Source organism: Streptomyces canus (genome assembly GCF_030816965.1).
In the GTDB taxonomy this organism is placed as follows: Bacteria; Actinomycetota; Actinomycetes; order Streptomycetales; family Streptomycetaceae; genus Streptomyces; species Streptomyces canus_E.
In genome coordinates this window covers 9,004,007-9,022,441 of record NZ_JAUSYQ010000002.1, presented here as the reverse complement: position 1 = coordinate 9,022,441, position 18,435 = coordinate 9,004,007, and the positions used below count along the sequence as shown (strand labels likewise).

Here is an 18,435-nt window from a genome sequence, read left to right as displayed (position 1 = left end):
TTATTCGACCGATAGTGATCATCTCTTTCGTACGACGACGAAGTCGGCGAGCGCCGTGAACCGGTCCCGCACCGGGTCGGGCATGTCGATGGCGTTCAGGGCCTCGATGGCGACGGTGTGCTGACGGCGGGCCTCCGCCGCCGTCCACTCGCGGCCTCCGGCCTCCTCGATGAGGGCGGCGCGGGCCGCGAACTCCTCCTCCGAGAAGTTCTCGAAGTCGCTGCTCTTGGCGTCGGCGGCGAGGATCTCGCCGAGCCGCTCGGAGGCGGCACCGCCCGCCGCGAGCGCGGCCACGACCGGCAGGGACTTCTTGCGCTGACGCAGATCGCTCCAGGTCTGCTTGCCGGTGGAGACCGGGTCGCCCCAGATGCCGAGGAGGTCGTCGACGGCCTGGAAGGCGAGGCCGAGGTGGTAGCCGTACTTCTCCAGGGTGTCGGCGGTGCGGTCGTCCGCGCCGCCGAGCACCGCGCCGATGGAGGAGGCGCAGGCCAGCAGGGCGCCGGTCTTGTTGCCCTCCATCTCCAGGCACTCCTCGACGCTGACGCGGTCGCGGTGCTCGTAGGAGATGTCCTGGGCCTGGCCGTCGATCAGGGCGCGGGTGGCGGTGGTCAGACGGCGGGTGGCGCGGCCGGCCTCGACCGTGCCGAGCTCGAGCAGGACCTCGTTGGCCAGGGCGAACAGGGCGTCCCCGACCAGGATGGCCTGGGCGGGGCCGTGCACCTTCCAGACGGTGTCGCGGTGGCGGCGCTGCTCGTCGCCGTCCATCAGGTCGTCGTGCAGCAGCGAGAAGTTGTGGACCAGTTCGACGGCGACGGCGCCGGGGATGCCGGTCTCGGGCGGGGCGCCGGTGACCTCGGCCGAGAGCACCGCGAGGGCGGGGCGCACGGCCTTGCCACCGTCCCCGTCCGCGGGGTTGCCCTCGGCGTCGATCCAGCCGAAGTGGTAGGCGGAAACGGTGTCCATCGGGGGTGCCAGGCGGTCGACGGCCGCCTTCAGCTCCGGTGTGGCCAGGGTCCGGCCGCGCTCGAGGAGCGCGGTCACGTCCACCGCGGTCCTCGCAGCGGCTGTCTCTGCCGGGGGCACAGTGGGCACTGTCTCTCCTCTTGTTGCGGTACCGGAGGTGCTGGGGCCTGACGCGCCGTGCTGATCGAGCATCACGCGGCCTCCTCGAACTCGAAGAGACGGGCGGGGCGGGGCCGGCCCAGGGCGGCGAGGGCGGCGTCCGCCGCACTCACACCGCTGCGGACCGCACTCTCCATGGTCGCGGGCCACCCTGTGGCGGTCCACGCGCCAGCCAGGTAGAGGCCGGGGGCTTTCGTACAGGCGCCGGGCCGCAGCCGTCCGACGCCGGGGGCCGGAGCGAATGTCGCCGTGCGCTCCCGGGTCACGAAGAAGTCCTTCACCTCGGCGTCGCGCGCGAGCGGAAGCAGCCGCTCCAGCTCGGGCAGATAGCGCTCGCGCAGTGCGGCCACCGGCTCGTCGATCTCGTCGTGCGCGGCCGACTGGGACAGGGCGAGGTACTGGCCCTCGCGCAACCCGGAGGCGTCGGTGCGGTCGAAGACCCACTGCACCGGGGTCCCGAGGGCCGCGAAGAACGGCTTGTCGAGGACCTTGCGGTCGTAGACGACATGGACGTTGAGGATCGGCGCGGTGCCGATCGCCCGAAGATTTTCCGGGGCGTCGAGGGCGTCCTCCGGCAGCAGGTCACACGCCTCGCCCTGAGCGACGGCGAGCACGACCGCGTCCGCCCGGAGCGTCTCCCCGGGAACCTGAACGCTCCAAGTGCCGTTCTCGTCAGTAGAGATGGAGGTGACGCGTGTACGGACCTCGGTACGCACGCCCGCGGAGTCGAGCGCCTTGCGGGCGAGCCGGTCATGCAGTTCACCGAGCGGGACATGCGCCCAGCCGATGTCGGCCGCGCCCGGGTCGGACAGCAGACCGGTCTTGAACACCATCGCGGCGAGCCCCAGCGAGGCGTCGCCCGCGACCGCGTTGAGGGTGGCGACCCCGACCAGGTCCCACAGGGCCTCGACGGCACGCGCCGACTGACCGTGCGCGGTCAGCCAGCTGCCGAAGTCCTGTGCGTCCAGGCTCGGATCGGCGAGGTCGAGCCCCTTGAGCGCGAGCGCGGCGCGCCCCACCCTGGCCCGCTCGGCGAGCGAGAGATGCGGATAGGTCGCGAGGCTGCGCCCCAGATGCAGGGGCACCGGCAGCGCGTCGCGCCGCAGTCTGCCGAGCCGTCGGCCCGCGGGCCGGGCCACGTCGAGTACGGGCACGTCGAGCCGATCCTGCAGCGGCGCCAGCGCCGTTCCCTCGATGCGGTCGAGGAACCAGCGGTAGGCGGTGCAGCAGCGCAGGTAGACGTGCTGTCCGTTGTCGACGGTCAGTTCACCGCGCTGGAAGGAGAAGGCGAGTCCGCCCAGGCGTGGTCTGCCTTCGAGCAGGGTGACACGCACCCCGGCGTCGGCGAGCGCGAGCGCGGTGGTGATACCGGCGAGCCCACCGCCGATCACCACGGCGTCCCGCCCGGACTGCTGCCCGTCGGTCATCGCCCACCCTCCCCTGCGCGGACGCCGTGGTGCTTGAACGATGCACGGCCGGCCGTTGCAGTCAGGGACGCCGTCCTCGAGCGGAGGGTTGCGTGCCGCTTTTCTCCGGTGGCATCACCTTGGACCGAATTGTCCATCAGGCGCGCCTCCTGACGGCCTGCCGCATCACATGCCGTGTGTCCAGGCCGGACAGGCCGCGGACGGCGACGTACGCCTTCTCACGTCCGGGCAGCGAGACCCGGCCGCGCAGCACCGCCTCGGGGTCGCGCTCGATGCGGTCGAGCAGGCGGCGGTAGATGCCGGCCATGGCGGCGACACAGGCACCGCTGCGCCGGTCGAGCATGGGGAGCAGCCGGTAGCCCTCGGCGAAAAGGGCGCGGGCCCGTCGCACTTCGAAGTGCACGAGGCCCGCGAAGTCGGCGCCCTCCGGTGGTTTCGGCTCCTTGAAGCCGGCTGAGCAGCCGAACTTCGCGAGGTCGTCCGCGGGCAGATAGACGCGTCCGTCCTCGGCGTCCTCGCGGACGTCTCTGAGGATGTTGGTGAGCTGGAGCGCAAGACCGAGCGTGTCGGCATACTCCGGCGCGCGTTCGGCGGCGCGCGCCCCGGGTTCGGTGCCGAACACACCGAGCGAGAGCCGTCCGATGGCGCCCGCCACACAGCGGCAGTACACCTTCAGGTCGTCCCAGGTCTCGTAGGTCTCGCCGCGTACGTCCATCAGGACGCCGTCGATCAGCTCGTCCAGACCGCCCAGCGGGATCGGGAAGGTCTCTGCGGCATGCGCGAGGGCGACGGCCACCGGATCGGTGTCGTCCTCGTCGACCGAGCCCTCCCGCACCCGGGTCAGCGTGGCCCGGGTGTCCTCGAGTCTCGCGGTCTTCACGTCGGCCGCCAGCGGGCCGTCGCCGATGTCGTCGACGCGCCGCGAGAACGCGTAGAGCGCCGACATCGCACGCCGCTTGGACGTGGGCAGCAACCTGATGCCGTACGCGAAGTTGCGCGCCTGCTGCCCGGTCACGGTCTCGCAGTAGCTGTAGGCGGCGAGTACCGGTGCGGACACATGCGGTGGTGGCTCCACGGTCCGGATCACCCCTCTCCTCGCAGAGTGACGCCCACCTCGCGCAGCAGCTGGAGCTTGCCGGGCTTGGGCGGGCCGGGAAGTACGTCGTGTTCTGCGGCGGCGATCGCGCTGAGCGCCGCCCTTCCCCCCGCCACGAACCCTGCGAGCAGCAGTTTCAGTCTGCCGTGGACGCTACCCACCAGGGGGGCGCCTTCATTCAGGAGTTCGCGGGCGCGTTGTGCTTCGTATGCAACCAGAGCGCGCACCGATGCGCCCGCGGTTTTCGCGGCGAGATCCGCTTCCTGGACGTGAAAGCGCTTCATGTCCTCGGCGGGCAGATAGATCCGGTCGCGGCCGAGGTCCTCGGCGACGTCCTGGAGGTGTTCGACGATCTGGAGAGCCGTGCAGATCGCGTCCGAGAGGCGGATCCGCTCGGGGGTCGAGGTGCCGGTGACGGCGAGCACGAGACGGCCGACGGGGTTGGCGGACAGCTCGCAGTAGGCGAGCAGGTCGTCGTAGGTCTCGTAGCGGGTGACGAGCTGGTCCTGGCGGTTGGCGGCGATCAGGCCGAGGAAGGGCTCGGGGGTGAGCGAGCGGCGGCGGACCGTGGCCTGGAGGCGGCGCAGCAGGGGGTGGCCCGGGGTTCCGTCGAAGACCCGGTCCAGGTCGGCCTCGAAGGCGTCCAGGAGGAGCAACCGGTCCTCGGCCTCCTCGGGCGACACGCCGAGCAGCCCGGCGTCGGCTCCGCCGGGGGCCAGGTCACCGTCGCCGATGTCGTCGACGAGCCGGGCGAAACCGTAGACCGCGATGAGATCGGTGCGCCAGTCCTTGGGCAGGAAGAACGGAGCCACGGGGAAGTTCTCCCCCGCGGCCTTGTCGAGCGTGCCGCGCTCCGGATCGCCGGCGCGCGCCGTACCGGTTGCCGTCACCGCTCACTGCCCGGGGCAGGGACGGCACGGGCTGGGCGGAGCTGGGGATCTTCGGTCGCCATTGCCGTCACAACTCCCGTTCTACACCGCATACCCAATACAGACTATTTCGGACACGCCGCCCGGCCGTCCGCGCAGCGCCCCAGTCATCGGGTGTCGCGCATTATCGCCCCACTTGCCGCGATTAAGCACCCGTACAGCTTACGTTGTACAACGCGGCAAGGATCGTCGGGGTGTCCTGCACATCACAACAACACACCGATTGGCCCCAAGATTCCTAAGGGGGCCCGAAGTTGACGTTTCCTTTGCAGACGCGGGGCCCCGCCGGAACAGTTCCGGCGGGGCCCGGTCGAGCGGAGCGGTCCTCTTCGTCCGCGGCGCGGTGGACTACTTGCCCGTGAACTTCTCGTACTCCTTGATGACCTCGTCGGTCGGGCCGTCCATGCGCAGCTCGCCGCGTTCCAGCCACAGGACGCGGTTGCAGGTGTCACGGATCGACTTGTTGTTGTGACTGACGAGAAACACCGTGCCCGCGGTCTCGCGCAGCTCGCGGATGCGGGCCTCGGACCGCTTCTGGAAGGAGCGGTCACCGGTGGCCAGGGCCTCGTCGATCATGAGTACGTCATGGTCCTTGGCGGCGGCGATGGAGAAGCGCAGGCGGGCCGCCATGCCGGAGGAGTACGTGCGCATCGGCAGGGTGATGAAGTCACCCTTCTCGTTGATCCCGGAGAAGTCGACGATCTCCTGGTAGCGCTCCCTGATCTGCTCCCGGGTCATGCCCATCGCGAGCCCGCCCAGAATGACGTTCCGCTCGCCGGTGAGGTCGTTCATCAGGGCCGCGTTGACGCCGAGCAGGGAGGGCTGGCCGTGGGTGTAGACGCGGCCGCTCTCGGCGGGCAGCAGACCCGCGATGGCGCGCAGGAGAGTCGACTTGCCGGAGCCGTTGGAGCCGATCAGGCCGATCGCCTCGCCCTTGTAGGCGACGAAGGAGACGCCCTTGACGGCGTGCACCCTGCGCACGCCCCGCGCCGCCTCGTCGGAGCCTCGCTTGAGGATGCGGCTGAGCGCGGCGGTCGCGCTGCCCTTTCCGGTCTTGGCGCCGTTGACGCGGTAGACGATGTGCAGCTCGTCCGCGATGACGGTGGGGGTGTGCTCGTCCGCGACGGCGGGGGTGTGCTCGTCCCTGATGTCCTCAGCCACGGCCGTACCTTTCCTCCGCCTTCCAGAAGTACACGAAACCGCCCAGCGCGAAGAGCACGGCCCAGCCGCCCGCGGCCGCCCAGACGTGGTCGGGCAGATTCTCGGCGCCGTACTCGTCGATCAGGGCGAAGCGCATCAGGTCCATGTAGATGGCCGCCGGGTTCCACTGGAGCACCGTGGCGAGCCACTGCGGCTTGTCGGCCAGCATGATCGGGATCGAGAACATCACGCCGGACGCGTACATCCAGGTACGCATCACGAACGGCATGAGCTGCGCCAGGTCGGGGGTCTTGGCACCGGCGCGGGCCATGATCAGAGCCAGGCCGGTGTTGAAGAGGAACTGAAGGATCAGCACCGGGACGATCAGCGCCCAGGACAGGTCCGGGTAGTGGCCGAAGCCGATCGCCACGGCGAACAGCACGATCATCGAGAACAGCAGCTGCTGGAGCTGCTGGAGCGCGAAGGAGATCGGCAGGGAGGCGCGCGGGAAGTGCAGCGCGCGGACCAGACCGAGGTTGCCGGAGATGGCGCGGACGCCCGCCATGACGGAGCTCTGCGTGAAGGTGAACACGAAGACACCCGTGACCAGGAACGGGATGTACACGTCCTTCGACATGCCCCGGCTGGCGTTCAGGATGATGCCGAAGATGAAGAAGTACACGCCCGCGTTCAGCAGCGGCGTCGCCACCTGCCACAGCTGGCCGAGCTTGGCCTGGCTGTACTGGGCGGTCAGCTTCGCCCGCGAGAACGCGAGGATGAAGTGGCGCCGGTCCCAGAGCTGGCGGACGTACTCGACGAGTGAGGGCCTGGCGCCGCTCACGGTCAGGCCGTTCCGGGCGGCGAGCTGTGCCGCCGTCAGGCCTTCGTCGGGCGACATGGGCGCGCTCACCGCGACCGTGCCGTCGTGCGTTGTCTCACTCACTGATGGATAGCTTTCCTCTTCGGGATGCGCGGCCTGTGGGGGCTGGGCATGAGCGTGGGGCCGCGGTGCGGCCCGGTTGCTCTCAGGAACGAGCTTGTCAGATGACCGGGGGCCGGCCCAGTCGGGTCAGGCGCCAGACGGTACGCCACTTCATCGGCCTGCGCGGTCCGCACGGTGTGCTCCAGCCCTCCCGGAAGCCGCCGAACCACGCCTTGAGGGCGGGCCGCGAGGGGCGGCGCAACAGGGTGAGGAGCAGCCATACGCCGAGATAGACCGGGACCAGCGGCGCGGGCAGGTTGCGGCGGGCGAGCCAGACGCGGTTGCGGGCGACCATGCGGTGGTAGACCGCATGCCGCGAGGGCGCGGTCGTCGGGTGGTACAGCACCATGTCGGACCGGTAGTCGATCATCCAGCCCGCGTCGAGGGCCCGCCATGCGAGGTCGGTTTCCTCGTGGGCGTAGAAGAACTCGTCCGGGAGGCCGCCGACTTCGGCGAAGACCTGGGTGCGTACGGCGTTGGCGCCGCCGAGGAAGGTGGTGACCCGGGAGGAGCGCATCGGGTCGGCGGCCCGCAGCCGGGGGACGTGCCGGCGCTGGGTGACCCCGGTGTCGGGGTCCGCGATGCGGAAGCTGACGATGCCGAGCTTCGGGTCGGCATCGAAGGCCTGGCGGCACAGTTCGGCGGTGTCGTGGTTCGGGAGGAGGCCGTCGTCGTCGAGGAAGAGCAATATGTCGACGTCGCGGCCGCTGGGACCGAAGGCCTCGATGCCGACGTTGCGGCCGCCGGGGATACCGAGGTTCTCCGGCAGCTCGATCGTGCGGACGCCGTCGGGGACGTCCGGGACGGGCGAGCCGTTGCCGACGACGACCACCTGGACCGCGTCGCCGTCCTGCTTGGCGACCGAGTCGAGCAGGGCGCGCAGCTCCTCGGGGCGGTTGCCCATGGTGATGATGACCGCGCCGACCTTCATGCCGGTGCTCACTTCAGCCTGCTGGAGGCGAGGATCGACACGAGGTGCAGCAGGGTCTGGAGCAGGGCGATACCGGCGAGCACCGCGACGCCGAGCCGCGAGAAGAACAGGTCGTCGCGCAGCTGGTCCGCTATCGCGAGGACCAGGATCAGCAGGGAGGCCTCGATGCCGAGGATCAGCCGGTGGAACTTGAACGCGGCGGCGGCCCGGCGGGCCAGTGCCATGCCGGAGGAGCGCATCTCGGCGGCCGCCTCCTTGACCGGGGGCAGTCCGCCCTGGTGGCGGGCGACGCCGACCAGGTCGGTCTCGGCCTTGATCAGGATGGCGCCGAGGGCGGCCAGGGTGCCGAGGAAGGCCCACAGCCAGTCGATACGGCCGCTGCCGAACACATCGGCGGCGCGCAGACCGAAGCCGACGAGGACGGCGGCGTCGGTGAGGTAGGCGCCGACGCGGTCCAGGTAGACCCCGTTGAGCGAGTACTGCTTCTTCCAGCGCGCGATCTCGCCGTCGACGCAGTCGAGGAGCAGATACATCTGGACGCACACCACGCCGAGCACGGCTCCCGGGATCCCCGGCACCAGGAGGGCCGGGGCCGCGAGGACACCGAAGACGGTCATCAGGTACGTGAGCTGGTTGGGCGTGACCTTGGTGTTCACCAGGTAGCGGTCCACCCGCAGGGACACCTCACGCATGTAGAGGCGTCCCATCCAGTGCTCACCGCTGCGCCGGTCCTTGACCCCTGCGGGGTGGACGACCGGACGGAGTTCAGCTACCGATGGCCTTGACATAGTCGGTGTAGATGTCCTTGATCTGGTCGGTCTTGAGGTCGAGGTGTTCGAGGATGGTGTAGCGGCCGGGACGGGTCTCGGGAGCGAACTCCACGACGCGGACGAACTCCGCTGGCGTGAAGCCGATCTCCTCCGGCAGCACCGGCAGTCCGTGCCGGCGCAGCACCCCGGCCATGTACGCCGCTTCCTCGTGGGCTCCGCGCAGGTACATCGCGAAGGCCGCGCCCAGGCCGCACTGCTCGCCATGGGCGGCGGCGCGCTTGGGGTAGAGCAGGTCGAACGCGTGGTGGATCTCGTGGCAGGAGCCGGAGGCGGGGCGGGAGTCACCGGAGACGGACATCGAGATGCCACTGAGCACCAGCGCCTCGGCGAGCACCTGGAGGAATTCGTTGTCCCCGATGCCGCCGGGGTGACGCAGGACCGCCTCACCCGCCTGACGGGCCATGGCGGCGGCGAGGCCGTCGATCTTCTCGCCGGTGACGCGGTGGGACAGCTCCCAGTCCGCGACGGCGTTGATGTTGGAGATGGCGTCGCCGATGCCGGCCCGCACGAACCGTGCCGGAGCCTCGCGGATGACATCGAGGTCGATGACGGCCGCGATCGGGTTCGGCACACCGTAGGAACCGCGTCCGGCGTCGTTGTCCAGGGTGGCGACCGGCGAACACAGACCGTCGTGGGCGAGGTTCGTCGGTACGGCGACCAGGGGCAGACCGATGCGTGCCGCGGCGAACTTGGCACAGTCGATGATCTTGCCGCCGCCGAGTCCGACGACCGCGTCGTAGTGGCCGGCCTTCATGTCGCCGGCCAGTCGGATCGCGTCGTCGAGGGTGCCCCCGCCGACCTCGTACCAGGTGGCGCCGGGCAGAGTCGGCTCCAGACGCTCACGCAGCCTGACACCCGAGCCGCCGCTGACGGCGACGGCGAGCCGACCCGAGGTCGAGATGCGCTCGTCGGCGAGCACGCACGCCAGGTCGTCGAGGGCACCCGGGCGGATGTCCACGACGAGCGGTGCGGGGATCAGCCTTGTCAGTACCGGCACGCGATCTCCCGTCCACGGGCGAGATCGTCGTGGTTGTCGATCTCCACCCACGGGACGTCGCCGATCGGCGCGACGTCGATGCGGAAGCCGCGGTTCACAAGTTCCTGGTAGCCGTGCTCGTAGAACTGCTGCGGGTCGGTCTCCCAGACCGTCTTCAGGGCGTCGGCCAGTTCGGGGGCGGCGTCGCCCTCGATGAGGGTGACACCGATGTACTCGCCGGTGGCCTCGGCCGGGTCCATCAGCTTGGTGATCCTCGTCATGCCCTTCTCGGCGTCGACGACGACCTTCATCTCCTCGTCGGCGAGGGACTTCACGGTGTCCAGGGCGAGGATGATCCGCTTGCCCTCGCCGCGGGCGGCGAGCAGCGTCTTCTCGACGGAGACCGGGTGCACGGTGTCGCCGTTGGCGAGGATCACGCCGTCCTTGAGGGCGTCACGGCCGCACCACAGGGAGTAGGCGTTGTTCCACTCCTCGGCCTTGTCGTTGTCGATGAGGGTGAGCTTGAGGCCGTACTTCGCCTCAAGCGCCGCCTTGCGCTCGTACACGGCCTCCTTGCGGTAGCCGACGATGACCGCGACCTCGGTCAGTCCGATCTCGGCGAAGTTGCCGAGGGTCAGGTCGAGAACCGTGGGTTCGCCTTCTATGCCCGCGGGGCCCACCGGCACCAGAGCCTTGGGGAGGCTGTCGGTGTAGGGGCGCAGACGACGTCCGGCGCCGGCCGCCAGCACGAGGCCGATCATGCGGGTTCTCCTTCATCGTGTACGGCGGGCGCCCCAGCGGACACCCAGAAGCGGATGCTCTCGACGAGCACCAGCAGGGCCACCGCCACGGCCAGGACCGTGAGCGCGACCGTGAACTGCGAAGCGGTGAGCAGCGCGGCCAGGACGGTGACGAGCAGCGTCCGTCCCTCGTGCCCCCCGATGGCGCGCACCAGCCAGGCCGGGGGCGCTCCGGCGTTGCCGCGGATGCGGTACACCGTGTCGTAGTGATGGTAGGCGACGGCGGCCACCAGGCCGAAAGCCGCGGGAAGGGCTCCGTTCACGTCCGCTTTCGCCGCGAGGATCAGGACGGTGCCGTATTCGGCGGCGCGGAAGAGCGGGGGGATCAGCCAGTCGAGGGGACCCTTGAGGGGCCGCGAAACGGCTTCGGCGGACAGCAGGACGTACAGGCCGGCGACCAGGACGACCATCCAGGCGGGGCCCCACGCCCAGGCTGCCAGCGCCGTCGCGACCGCACCGGCGGCGGCGCTCAGCGGCGCCGTGCCACGGGGCGTGCCCGGCAGGATGCGCGCCAGCAGTCCGGCCAGCGGTCCGCTGTCCGCGAGGTCCGCCAGCGCCTGCGCCGCCCGGTCCGTCCGCTGTGCCTTCCTGGTCAGCGAGCGCAGGACCCGGCCCGCCGTCGTGTAGGTCGCCGCGAAGGCGCACCCGACGAGAAGGACGTAGAAGGTGATCCGCGGTGTCGTGACCGCCGTGAGCACCGCGATCATCGCCCAGCGCTCACCGATCGGCAGGACGATCATCCGCCGTACCCACACCGTCCAGCCGACGCTGTCGAGCTTGTCCGAAAGGGCCGCTGTGGGGCTGGTGTTGGCGGTCGCGTCGTGGTTGGCCTCGTTGAAGGAGAAGTCGACGACGTGGCGGCAGGTCTGCAGGATCATCGCCCCCAGCGCCAGCGCCCATACGTCGTCGCCGCCACGGGCCGCTCCCAGCGCGAGGCCCGCGTAGTAGGCGTACTCCTTGGCCCGGTCGAAGGTGGCGTCGAGCCAGGCGCCGAGCGTGGAGTACTGGAGGGAGTAGCGGGCGAGCTGGCCGTCGGTGCAGTCCAGGACGAAGGACGCGATGAGCAGGACGCCGGCGGCGACGAACCCGCCGCGGGTACCGGTGGCCGCGCAGGCCGCCGCTATGAGCGCGGTGATCAGGGAGGCCGTGGTGACCTGGTTCGGGGTCAGTCCGCGGCGGGCGCACCAGCGGGCGAGGTAGCGCGAGTAGGGGCTGATGAAGTGTGTGGTGAAGAAGCCGTCCCGGGACTTCACGGCCGACTTCAGGCGTACGGCCTCGTCGTCGACGTCCGCGACGGCCTGCCGTGCCTCGTTGCGGGCCTGCGGGTCGGCGGGGACGGCGGCGACCAGGCTGCCGAGCTCGGGTCGGTACACGTCGGCGCCGTCGTCGGCCAGCGCGGTGACGATGCGGTCGGGGAGGCTGTCGACAGCCACTGCCGTGCCGCCGCCCGCGGAGTTCTCGCGGGCCAGCGCCCGGGTGAGCGTCACGCGCCCTGCGGGCTGGGCGGTGACGGCACCGGGCACGGCGGCGAGCGGGAAGCGGGGGTCGGTGAGGCCGAGGCGCAGGGCGTGCACATGGCCGACGAAGCGGGCGTCGACGAGGGCGACCCGCTGCTCGCAGGGTGCCTCGGCGACCAGCCGCTCGGCGTCGGCGGCGTCCACGGCGACCAGCACGTCGAAGCCGAGGGACCGCAGATCACCCTCGATCGACGATCCGGGGACCGGCTGACCGGTGAGGATGGCGGTCGACAACCGAACTCACTCCCTGGGTGCCGACGCGCGGGCGCCGGTCATGTGCACGATGGGGGCGCCCCTTGGCTGCACCAGGCGGGCGGCATGTCGGCAGAGGCTATCGGATGCCAAGAAGACCGCGTTCACCGCCCGTTAACGGGCCGATCAACGCCGCCTCCCCCGGCCTTTGCCGCGATCATCATCGGTGATCCGGGCCCCCGCTCACAAACCGCGCCCCACAGAGCGGACATCCAGGACATCGCTGGGAGCCCCGAGCGTCGGCATAGGGTGGGCGACCATGACGTGGCTGATCACCGGCGGTGCCGGGTACATAGGGGCGCATGTGGCGCGGGCCATGACGGGGGCCGGGGAGCGGGCGCTCGTCCTGGACGACCTCTCGGCGGGCGTTCCCGCGCGGCTCCCCGCCGACGTGCCGCTGGTGCGGGGCTCCTCCCTCGACGGCGGCCTGCTCAAGCGGGTGCTGGCCGACCACGCGGTGACGGGTGTGGTGCATCTCGCGGCGCGCAAGCAGGTCGCGGAGTCGGTGGCACAGCCGACCCGCTACTACCAGGAGAACCTCGGCGGCCTCGCGACCCTCCTGGAGGCGGTCGCGGAAGCCGGTGTCGAGCGCTTCGTGTTCTCCTCGTCGGCGGCCGTCTACGGCAACCCCGATGTGGAACTGATCACGGAGGAGACGCCGTGCGCCCCCGTGAACCCGTACGGCGAGACCAAGCTCGCCGGGGAGTGGCTGGTGCGGGCGGCCGGGCAGGCGCACGGGATCTCCACCGTCTGTCTGCGCTACTTCAACGTCGCCGGGGCCGCGTCGCCGGAACTCGCGGACACCGGGGTCTTCAACATCGTCCCGATGGTCTTCGACCGGCTCACGCGCGGCGAGGCCCCGCGGATCTTCGGTGACGACTACCCGACGCCGGACGGCACCTGCGTCCGTGACTACATCCATGTGTCCGACCTGGCCGAGGCCCATCTCGCGGCGGCCCGGCACCTGAGCGGACAGAGCGGCGATCTGACGGTCAACATCGGTCGCGGCGAGGGCGTGTCCGTGCGCGAGATGGTCACGGTGATCGGTGAGGTGACCGGAGACCGACGGCCGGCCGTCGTGGAGCCCCGGCGCCCGGGAGACGCGCCCGTGTCGGTGGCCTCGGCCGCCCGGGCCGCCGAGACGCTCGGCTGGAGCGCGCGGCGAGGGGTGCGCGAGATGATCGACTCCGCCTGGCGGGGCTGGCTGCTGCACCACCACTGAGGGTGCCCTGACCTGCGCTTCGTTTCCGCAGGTCAGGGCACATGACAACGGTGTTCAGTGCCGCGTTGCCCGATACCCCCCGCCCGTAGTTCACTGTGATCCGGGACGGGCTGTTCCGGGACAAACGCGCAGGAGGCGGCTTCCATGGGGGCAGGGCACGATCACGGGCACTCGCATGCCCCGGCCGGCGGTACGGCGACCGCGGCGTACGTCGGCAGGCTGCGGGGGGCGCTGTCGATCACGCTCACCGTCATGGTGGTCGAGGTCGTCGGCGGCATCCTCGCGGACTCCCTCGCCCTGGTCGCCGACGCGGCGCACATGGCGACGGACGCGGTGGGCCTCGGCATGGCCCTCCTCGCGATCCATTTCGCGAACCGCCCGGCGACCGGCAACCGCACCTTCGGGTACGCCCGCGCCGAGATCCTCGCCGCCCTCGCGAACTGTCTGCTGCTGCTCGGCGTCGGCGGTTACGTCCTGTACGAGGCGATCCAGCGGTTCGTCACGCCGGCCGGCACCGAGGGCGGACTGACCATCGTGTTCGGCGCCATCGGTCTGGTCGCGAACATGATCTCGCTGACGCTGCTGATGCGCGGCCAGAAGGAGAGCCTGAACGTCCGGGGGGCGTTCCTGGAGGTCGCGGCGGACGCGCTGGGTTCGGTCGCGGTGCTGATCTCGGCCGTGGTGATCCTGACCACGGGCTGGCAGGCCGCCGATCCGATCGCGTCCCTCGTCATCGGTCTGATGATCGTGCCGCGCACCGTCAAGCTGCTGCGCGAAACCCTCGACGTCCTGCTGGAGTCGGCCCCCAAGGACGTCGACATGACGGAGGTGCGGACGCACATCCTGGCCCTGGACGGCGTGGAGGACGTCCACGACCTGCACGCCTGGACGATCACCTCAGGGATGCCGGTGCTGTCCGCGCATGTCGTCGTGCGCTCCGACGTCCTCAGCGCGATCGGTCACGAGAAGATGCTGCACGAACTCCAGAACTGCCTCGGCGACCATTTCGACGTGGAGCACTGCACCTTCCAGCTGGAGCCGAGCGGGCACGCGGAACACGAGGCGCGGCTGTGCCACTGACACACGTGTACGGTGCATGAAACGCCCGTCCTGGCGGAATGCAGCGATCCGGCGCACCTTTGCGTCCTCCACGCCAAAGCACCTCCCCGAGCGGTTCCCCGCCCGCCGCGCCGGGCACGATCAACTGCCGGGAGTGCCGGACGCGTGCGGCACACTTGGGGCGCTAAGACCGATGTGAAGGATGGGTATGCCGACCACACCTGCCACCACGACGCACACTCCGTCGAACGGCGCCGCGAACGCGATCCTGCTGGAACTGGTCGACGAGCACGGTGTGACGATCGGCACCGCCGAGAAGCTCGCCGCCCACCAGCCGCCGGGGCAGCTGCACCGCGCCTTCTCGGTGTTCCTCTTCGACGAGCGGGGCCGGCTGCTCCTCCAGCAGCGCGCCCTGGGCAAGTACCACTCCCCCGGCGTGTGGTCCAACACCTGCTGCGGCCACCCCTACCCGGGCGAGGCGCCCTTCGCGGCGGCGGCCCGGCGGACGTACGAGGAGCTGGGCGTCTCCCCGTCGCTGCTCGCCGAGGCGGGCACGGTCCGCTACAACCACCCGGACCCCGACTCGGGCCTGGTCGAACAGGAGTACAACCACCTGTTCGTCGGCATGGTGCAGTCCCCGCTCGCCCCGGACCCGGAGGAGGTCGGCGCGACGGCGTTCGTGACGCCGGACGAGCTGGCGGAGCGGCACGCGAAGGACGCCTTCTCGTCCTGGTTCATGACGGTGCTGGACGCGGCCCGCCCCGCGGCCAGGGAGCTGACGGGCGCCTCCGCCGGCTGGTGACCGCCCTCAGGACACGCGCACGGACTTGAGCGGCAGGGCGGCCCAGATCACCTTGCCGCCGCTGGACGTGTGCTCGACGTCGCAGACCCCGCCCGCCTCCCGGGTGACCTCACGGACCAGCAGCAGCCCCCGGCCCCCGGTCTCGCTGTGGGCGGCCTCCAGAGCGGTCGGCCGGTAGGGGTGGTTGTCCTCCACGGACACCCGCACCCACTCCGCGCCCACGGCCACCTCCACGGCGAGCATCGGCGAGAGCAGGGCCGCGTGCCGGACGGCGTTCGTGACGAGCTCGGACACGATCAGCAGGAGGCCTTGGACGAGGTCGTCCGAGACGGGCACTCCCTGGCGGTACAGCAGGTCCCGCACGGCGTGTCGCGCCTGCGGGACCGATGCGTCGACAGCGGGTGCGGTGAACCGCCACACACCCTCGTACGGCAGCGGATCCGGTGTGCCCGGGTCGAGGGGGTCTTCTCCGCCGTCCGGTGGGCGAGGGCCGGACCCGCGCCCATGGTCGTCCATTCTTCGGTCGCCACCCTTGCGCTCGATTGTCACCACATGTCGAGTGTTGGCAGCGCGTCACTCCACCCCGGATATCTGAACAGAAGTCAGCGGATATCGAGTGCCCCTGACCGATTCCGCGCAGAACTTTTCGGGGTGTGGCGGTTTGGCGGCGGCCTGATGCTGCTCGGTGACAGGATGCCGAGCCGCAGACCGAAGGCAGCGCGGCGAACATGGTCAGGGCCGCGGCCGCGGCCGCCGCCTCCGGCCGCCCGATGACGACGACGCCGGCCGCGAGCCGGCCGAAACCGCGGCTCAGTCTGGCTGTCTCGGGGTCTCCGCCTTGTTCACTGCCATGCGGGGCCTCGCGCTGCGGCCCCTTCTTGATCGAACGGTCGAGGCGTACGACTAGCATCCGACGCATGGAGCTCTCGGAGCCGCAGCTGCTGCACACCATCACCGACTCGGTCGCTACCGTCGTGGTCCACCATCCGGCCAAGCGCAACGCCATGACGGCCGCGATGTGGCGGGCGTTGCCGCCGCTGCTGGACACGCTGGCCGCCGATCCGGGCGTACGGGCTCTTGTGCTGACCGGGGAGGGCGGGACCTTCTGCGCGGGTGCCGACATCTCCACGCTGCGCCGGTCGCCCGAGGAGGCGCAGGGGCTTGCGGTGCGCGCCGAGGAGGCCCTGGCCGCGTTCCCGAAGCCGACGCTGGCGGCGATCCGCGGGCACTGTGTGGGCGGCGGGTCGCAGCTCGCGGCGGCCTGCGATCTGCGGTTCGCCGAGCAGGGCTCGCTGTTCGGGGTGACCCCGGCGAAGCTCGGGATCGTGTATCCGGCGTCCTCCACCCGGCGGTTGGTGTCGCTGGTCGGCCCGGCCGCCGCCAAGTACCTGCTGTTCTCCGGCGAGTTGATCGACGCGGAGCGTGCGCGGCGCACGGGCCTGGTCGACGAGGTGCTGCCCGAGGGTGAACTCGCCAAACGGGTCGGCGAGTTCACCCGGATCCTGGCGTCCCGCTCGCGGCTGACGCAGGCCGCCGCGAAGGAGTTCGCGAACGGCCGCACGGACCGGGACGCCCATTGGGCCGGGCAGGCGCGGGACAGCGGCGACACCGCGGAGGGGGTCGCCGCGTTCCTGGAACGCCGTCAGCCGCAGTTCACGTGGTCGGTTCCTGGCCCAGGATGAACCGGCTCCTCGACCGGATCAGCTCGACGACGTCCGCGGGCGCCTTCTGCGGGGCTCCGGCGTCGTAGGGCGGTTGCGGGTCGTACTCGATGCCCAGTTGTACGGCCTGGGCCACGAAGTCGCCGGAGATCCGGCCGAGCAGGGCGAGCCCCATGTCGATGCCGGAGGAGACCCCGGCCGCGGTGACGTACTTGCCGTCCGTCACGACCCGTTCCCCCGTCGCCTCCACCCCGAACCTCCTCAGTTCGTCGAGCGCCAGCCAGTGCGAGGTCGCACGACGCCCTTCGAGGCGGCCGGCGGCCGCGAGCAGCAGGGAGCCGGTGCACACGGACGTCGTCCAGGTGCTGGTGGTGTCGGCGACACGGATCCAGTCGAGGAGGGCCTCGTTCGTCATCTGCGGGGTCTGCCCCGGGCCGCCCGGGACGACCACCACATCGGGGTTGGGCACCTCGGCCAGGGTCCTGTCGGCGATCAGCGCGAGGTGCCCGCTGTCGGTGCGGACGGGGCCTGTCTCCTCGGCGACGAAGACGACCTCGGAGTCGGGGAGACGACCGAGGGTCTCGTACGGTCCTACGGCGTCCAGGGCGGTGAACCGGTCGTAGAGGACGATGGCGATCTGCACGGGAGTCCTTTCAGTGGGCGGGCGTCGGACGGAAGCGGCGGCGGTACTCGGACGGGGCCGTGCCGAGGGCTTTGACGAAGGCGCGGCGCATCCCCTCGGGGGTGCCGTAGCCGCTGGCGCGGGAGATCTCCTCGATGCCGTCGCAGGTGTCCTCCAGGAGGCGGCGGGCGTGCTCCAGCCGGACCCGGTCGACGTACCGGCCCGGCGTCATGCCGGTCTCGGTCTGGAAGGCGCGGGCGAAGTGGCGGGGCGAGAGACGGGCCCGGGCGGCGAGGTTCTCGACGCTCAGGTCGTCGGCGGGGTGCTCGGTGATCCACTGCTGGACCTCGCGCAGCGGCTCGCGCCGGGCCGTCTGGGCGGCGAGCTGGGCGCTGAACTGGGCCTGGTTGCCGGGCCTGCGCAGGAAGACGACCAGGTGGCGGGCGATGGTGAGGGCGGCGTCCCGGCCCAGGTCCTCCTCGACCAGGGCCAGCGCGAGGTCGATGCCCGAGGTGACGCCGGCGGACGTCGACACCTGCCCGTCGCGCACGTAGATCGGGTCGGGGTCCACCTCCACGGCCGGGTGGTCGCGGGCGAGCTTGTCGCTGTACGCCCAGTGCGTCGTGACGCGACGCCCGTCCAGGAGCCCCGCCTCGGCGAGCCGGATGGCGCCGGTGCACACCGAGACCAGACGCTCGGCCCGGGGGCCGTGCTCGCGCAGCCAGTCGGTGAGGCGCGCATCGGGGCGCCGGGTGCCCTGGCCGCCGGGCACCAGGAGGGTGTGCGGGGCATCGGTCTGCGCGAGGGTTTCGTCCGGTACGACGCTCAGGCCGCTGGAGGTGCGAACGGGAGCGCCGTCCAGCGAGGCCGTACGGATGCGGTACGTGCCCGGGGTGTGCTGCTCGGCCCCGGCGAAGACCTCCAGCGGGCCGGTGACGTCGAGGCTCTGCATGCCGTCGAAGAGGACGAAGAGAACGGTTCGCTGGGCCATGCCTCCGATTCTTGGGGGCGCCGACGATGGCGGCAATGACGAGTTCCCCACCTTTTCTGCCATCAGGAGCTCCCCC

19 protein-coding genes are annotated in these 18,435 nt (G+C 70.9%); 4 read left to right on the top strand and 15 right to left on the bottom strand.

Annotated elements, in window-relative coordinates; genetic code table 11:
• Positions 1–18: 18 nt before the first annotated feature.
• From QF027_RS42080 to QF027_RS42025, 12 genes are all read right to left on the bottom strand, one after another.
• Positions 19–1,083, bottom strand: coding sequence for a polyprenyl synthetase family protein (locus tag QF027_RS42080; protein ID WP_306986463.1), 1,065 nt, complete (start codon positions 1,081–1,083; stop codon positions 19–21).
• Positions 1,084–1,154: 71 nt separating this feature from the next.
• On the bottom strand, positions 1,155–2,549 hold the full coding sequence (gene hpnE / locus QF027_RS42075; RefSeq protein ID WP_307080668.1) for a hydroxysqualene dehydroxylase HpnE: 1,395 nt from the start codon (positions 2,547–2,549) through the stop codon (positions 1,155–1,157).
• Positions 2,546–2,686 carry a DUF6380 family protein gene (locus tag QF027_RS42070; protein WP_306973741.1) on the bottom strand — a complete coding sequence of 47 codons (141 nt, stop codon included), beginning with the start codon at positions 2,684–2,686 and terminating at the stop codon, positions 2,546–2,548. The genes hpnE and QF027_RS42070 overlap by 4 nt, the downstream gene beginning before the upstream one ends.
• Positions 2,686–3,636 (bottom strand): presqualene diphosphate synthase HpnD, encoded by a 951-nt coding sequence (gene hpnD, locus QF027_RS42065; RefSeq protein WP_306973743.1) that lies wholly within the window; start codon positions 3,634–3,636, stop codon positions 2,686–2,688. Before hpnD ends, QF027_RS42070 begins: the two co-directional genes overlap by 1 nt.
• Positions 3,633–4,535: a squalene synthase HpnC gene (gene hpnC / locus QF027_RS42060; protein ID WP_307080666.1), complete on the bottom strand. Its 903-nt coding sequence runs from the start codon at positions 4,533–4,535 to the stop codon at positions 3,633–3,635. Before hpnC ends, hpnD begins: the two co-directional genes overlap by 4 nt.
• A gap of 387 nt (positions 4,536–4,922) precedes the next feature.
• The gene (locus tag QF027_RS42055; RefSeq protein ID WP_307080664.1) at positions 4,923–5,735 is read right to left on the bottom strand and encodes an ABC transporter ATP-binding protein; all 813 of its coding nucleotides are present in this window, start codon (positions 5,733–5,735) and stop codon (positions 4,923–4,925) included.
• A complete protein-coding gene (locus QF027_RS42050; protein WP_307080662.1) occupies positions 5,728–6,657 on the bottom strand; it encodes an ABC transporter permease in 930 nt (309 codons plus the stop codon). The genes QF027_RS42055 and QF027_RS42050 overlap by 8 nt, the downstream gene beginning before the upstream one ends.
• Positions 6,658–6,754: 97 nt before the next feature.
• Positions 6,755–7,627 carry a glycosyltransferase family 2 protein gene (locus QF027_RS42045; RefSeq protein WP_373431049.1) on the bottom strand — a complete coding sequence of 291 codons (873 nt, stop codon included), beginning with the start codon at positions 7,625–7,627 and terminating at the stop codon, positions 6,755–6,757.
• Between the two features lie 8 nt (positions 7,628–7,635).
• Complete coding sequence (locus QF027_RS42040) at positions 7,636–8,415, bottom strand: CDP-alcohol phosphatidyltransferase family protein (protein WP_266556869.1); 780 nt, start codon at positions 8,413–8,415, stop codon at positions 7,636–7,638.
• Complete coding sequence (locus tag QF027_RS42035) at positions 8,393–9,454, bottom strand: iron-containing alcohol dehydrogenase family protein (protein WP_306973755.1); 1,062 nt, start codon at positions 9,452–9,454, stop codon at positions 8,393–8,395. Before QF027_RS42035 ends, QF027_RS42040 begins: the two co-directional genes overlap by 23 nt.
• Positions 9,442–10,194 (bottom strand): phosphocholine cytidylyltransferase family protein, encoded by a 753-nt coding sequence (locus tag QF027_RS42030; protein WP_306973757.1) that lies wholly within the window; start codon positions 10,192–10,194, stop codon positions 9,442–9,444. The genes QF027_RS42035 and QF027_RS42030 overlap by 13 nt, the downstream gene beginning before the upstream one ends.
• Positions 10,191–11,984: a DUF5941 domain-containing protein gene (locus QF027_RS42025; protein ID WP_307080660.1), complete on the bottom strand. Its 1,794-nt coding sequence runs from the start codon at positions 11,982–11,984 to the stop codon at positions 10,191–10,193. The genes QF027_RS42030 and QF027_RS42025 overlap by 4 nt, the downstream gene beginning before the upstream one ends.
• Positions 11,985–12,261: 277 nt before the next feature.
• Here QF027_RS42025 and galE point away from each other — a divergent pair, with 277 nt between their 5' ends.
• From galE to idi, 3 genes are all read left to right on the top strand, one after another.
• A complete protein-coding gene (gene galE / locus QF027_RS42020; protein WP_307080657.1) occupies positions 12,262–13,224 on the top strand; it encodes a UDP-glucose 4-epimerase GalE in 963 nt (320 codons plus the stop codon).
• 144 nt (positions 13,225–13,368) lie between these two features.
• Positions 13,369–14,304 carry a cation diffusion facilitator family transporter gene (locus QF027_RS42015; protein WP_306973764.1) on the top strand — a complete coding sequence of 312 codons (936 nt, stop codon included), beginning with the start codon at positions 13,369–13,371 and terminating at the stop codon, positions 14,302–14,304.
• Between the two features lie 187 nt (positions 14,305–14,491).
• On the top strand, positions 14,492–15,085 hold the full coding sequence (idi, locus tag QF027_RS42010; protein WP_307080655.1) for an isopentenyl-diphosphate Delta-isomerase: 594 nt from the start codon (positions 14,492–14,494) through the stop codon (positions 15,083–15,085).
• A gap of 6 nt (positions 15,086–15,091) precedes the next feature.
• Here idi and QF027_RS42005 read toward each other — a convergent pair whose 3' ends face one another.
• The gene (locus QF027_RS42005; protein WP_266392499.1) at positions 15,092–15,601 is read right to left on the bottom strand and encodes an ATP-binding protein; all 510 of its coding nucleotides are present in this window, start codon (positions 15,599–15,601) and stop codon (positions 15,092–15,094) included.
• A 401-nt stretch (positions 15,602–16,002) separates the two neighbouring features.
• Here QF027_RS42005 and QF027_RS42000 point away from each other — a divergent pair, with 401 nt between their 5' ends.
• On the top strand, positions 16,003–16,767 hold the full coding sequence (locus QF027_RS42000; protein WP_307080652.1) for an enoyl-CoA hydratase/isomerase family protein: 765 nt from the start codon (positions 16,003–16,005) through the stop codon (positions 16,765–16,767).
• Here QF027_RS42000 and QF027_RS41995 read toward each other — a convergent pair.
• Both QF027_RS41995 and QF027_RS41990 read right to left on the bottom strand, forming a co-directional pair.
• On the bottom strand, positions 16,739–17,389 hold the full coding sequence (locus tag QF027_RS41995; protein ID WP_306973769.1) for a DJ-1/PfpI family protein: 651 nt from the start codon (positions 17,387–17,389) through the stop codon (positions 16,739–16,741). The two genes, QF027_RS42000 and QF027_RS41995, sit on opposite strands and share 29 nt — an antisense overlap.
• A 10-nt stretch (positions 17,390–17,399) precedes the next feature.
• On the bottom strand, positions 17,400–18,359 hold the full coding sequence (locus tag QF027_RS41990; RefSeq protein ID WP_307080650.1) for a GlxA family transcriptional regulator: 960 nt from the start codon (positions 18,357–18,359) through the stop codon (positions 17,400–17,402).
• Positions 18,360–18,435: the final 76 nt, after the last annotated feature.